Raw genomic sequence first — 2430 nt, forward strand, 5'->3', positions numbered from 1 at the left:
AGAAAAGCAAGCCCCAAACGTCTCTGAGCTTTTCAAAAAATAGGCGCGAGACGTATAAAATTTGCGATAAAATTTTAAAATTTTATCGCAAATAATGCGAGCGCCGAAAGGCTAAATTTTGTAGCGAACAAAACAGATCACGCACAAAATATGCTCTTTAAAGGATTTGCTTCGCACCCCGCGTGCTCGTCATCTCGTTTAAGATATTTGCGGCGCGCGGTACTTAGAATTTTAACAATAAAAATTTTACGAAATTAATTTGATTTGTATTTTCTTGCCGCGCAGGAGTTTGTTTTAATAAATGGCACAACGCCAAATTTTAAAAGCCAAAATTTCGCGGTATAAATTTTAGCCAGCTTGCCGCCGGCGTTATTTACGCAGGCGGCAGCAAAAATAACGCCGGGTTAGTCGTGAGTAATTTTGCAAATTTGCGCCTCGGTTGCGGCTGCGAGGTCTTTCGGCGCGAGGGCGATCTGTTTTCCCCGCACGCCTGCGCTAACGTAAATTTTCTCCTGCGTTAACGCTTTTTCATCGATGAAAGTGCGGAAGTGCTTTTTCATCCCAAGCGGCGAGCAGCCGCCCCTGACATAGCCCGTGACCTTTTGCAAATCCTTCAAATCCATCAGCTCGCAACGTTTCGCGCCGCAGATGTGCGCAAGCGCCTTGAGATCCAAATTTAGATCGCCTTGCAGGCAGGCCACGACGTATTCGTGATCCGCCGTGCAAACTATCGTTTTATAAACCCGCTCGATCGGCTCGTTCACGCTGTTTGCAACATGCACCGCGTCTAAATTTAAAGAATCAACCGCATATTCTTTGATCTCGTAGGAGATTTTCAGACCGTCCAGTACGCGCGCGGCATTCGTCTTTGAGCTCATTTCGCCTCTTTTCTTAAATTTAATAGCGGATTTTGTTTTCTTTCAAAAAATCGCGCAGATCTTCGTATTCGCTCTGATCGAAATAGCGCCATTTGCCAGGCTTTAACGTCCCAAGCGTCATTCTACCGAATGCCGTGCGCTTAAGCTCCACGACGTCCAGATCAAAATAGCCGAAAAATCTACGCAGCTCGCGGTTTTGCCCCTCGTTGATGATCGCCTTTATCTTCGTATAACCGCCGCTGCTAGGCATTATGCGGTAGCCTAAGAAGGGCTTAAATTCCATCGATTTTATCTTGCTTTTGGCGTGAGCGCCCTTGCTCGCATCTGCGGCGAAAAAGCCTTCGCGGATCGCCGTTACGACCTCCTCTTTCACCTCACCTTTTACCTTTAGATAGTACTCTCGCTCGATGTCACTGTTCATCAGCGCCGTAGCGATCGCGGGCGCATCGGTTAGCAGCAAAAGCCCTTCGCTTACGAAATCCAAACGCCCCACGCTAACAAATCTACTAAATCCCTCCGGCAAGCTATCGTAAATCGTCCGCCTGCCGCGATCGTCTTTTTTAGTAACTAACTCGCCTTTCGGCTTGTTATAAACGATCATCGTAAATTCCGTTTTGGGCTTGATAAGGCGCGAGCCGATGCGGATCTTCTCCTCGCCGCTAACCTCTATAAAATCGCTAACGACGCGACCGTTAATGCTAACTTTGCCCTGCTTGATTAACTCGTCCGCCTCACGGCGTGAGTAGGCGGTGTTATGAGAGATAAATTTATTCAGACGCATCTTTTGCATTATTTTAGCCCCAAGCTCGTTAGATCATGGATATGCAAGATCCCTACAGGCACGCCGTTTTCGACTACGGGCAGAACTTGGATTTTAAATTGCTCGATCAAATTTAGCGCATCTATTGCGAGCATATTTTTATCGTCTAGCATTTTAGGATTTTTGGTGGCATATTTTAGCGCGCCATCATTGATATCAAAATCCTCTCGCATCAGCGCGCGGCGCAGATCGCCGTCGCTCAAGATCGCCTCGAGCGCACCCTTTTCGTTCACTAACAAGACGGTGCCGAGCTTTCCGTGCGTCATAACGTCGATAGCTTGTTTTAGGCTGGCGTTGCGGCTTGCGACCGGTAAATTTTTGCTTTGCATCACGTCTTTTACTTTGACGAAAAGCCGCTTGCCGAGGCTGCCGCCCGGGTGAAAATTTGCAAAATCCTCCTTACCGAATCTACGCTGCCTCATCAAACAGATCGCTAACGCGTCGCCCAAACCGAGCGTTAGCGTCGTAGAAACCGTCGGCGCAGCACCTAGCGGGCAGGCCTCTTTGATGATATTTAGGCTTATGAACTCATCGCTAACCTTGCCGAGCGAGCTATTTTTATCGCGCGTCATCGCAATTATCTTCACACCGAAGCGTTTGAGGTGAGGCAGGATCCTAACCAGCTCCTCGCTTTCGCCGCTAAAGCTGATCGCAAGCACCATGTCGTCCTTACCGATCATGCCCAAATCTCCGTGCAGTGCCTCGGTAGGGTGGACGAAAAACGACGGCGTA

Annotated in this window: 3 protein-coding genes; all 3 read right to left on the reverse strand. The window is 48.4% G+C overall.

From position 1 onward, the window contains the following. Positions 1 to 404: 404 nt before the first annotated feature. Positions 405 to 878: a Cys-tRNA(Pro) deacylase gene (ybaK, locus tag Q0413_RS07195; RefSeq protein ID WP_298988312.1), complete on the reverse strand. Its 474-nt coding sequence runs from the start codon at positions 876 to 878 to the stop codon at positions 405 to 407. Between the two features lie 19 nt (positions 879 to 897). Then, complete coding sequence (locus tag Q0413_RS07200) at positions 898 to 1659, reverse strand: pseudouridine synthase (RefSeq protein WP_298988316.1); 762 nt, start codon at positions 1657 to 1659, stop codon at positions 898 to 900. An 8-nt stretch (positions 1660 to 1667) separates the two neighbouring features. After that, on the reverse strand, positions 1668 to 2430 hold a 763-nt coding region (locus Q0413_RS07205; protein ID WP_298988315.1), incomplete at its 5' end, for a KpsF/GutQ family sugar-phosphate isomerase.

Source organism: uncultured Campylobacter sp. (assembly GCF_938045465.1).
In the GTDB taxonomy this organism is placed as follows: Bacteria; Campylobacterota; Campylobacteria; order Campylobacterales; family Campylobacteraceae; genus Campylobacter_B.

What these genes read in the sequence shown, in the direction of transcription:
- ybaK (WP_298988312.1), bottom strand. Translation starts at nt 878, where the DNA reads ATGAGCTCAAAGACGAATGCCGCGCGCGTACTGGACGGTCTGAAAATC.
- Q0413_RS07200 (WP_298988316.1), bottom strand. Translation starts at nt 1,659, where the DNA reads ATGCGTCTGAATAAATTTATCTCTCATAACACCGCCTACTCACGCCGT.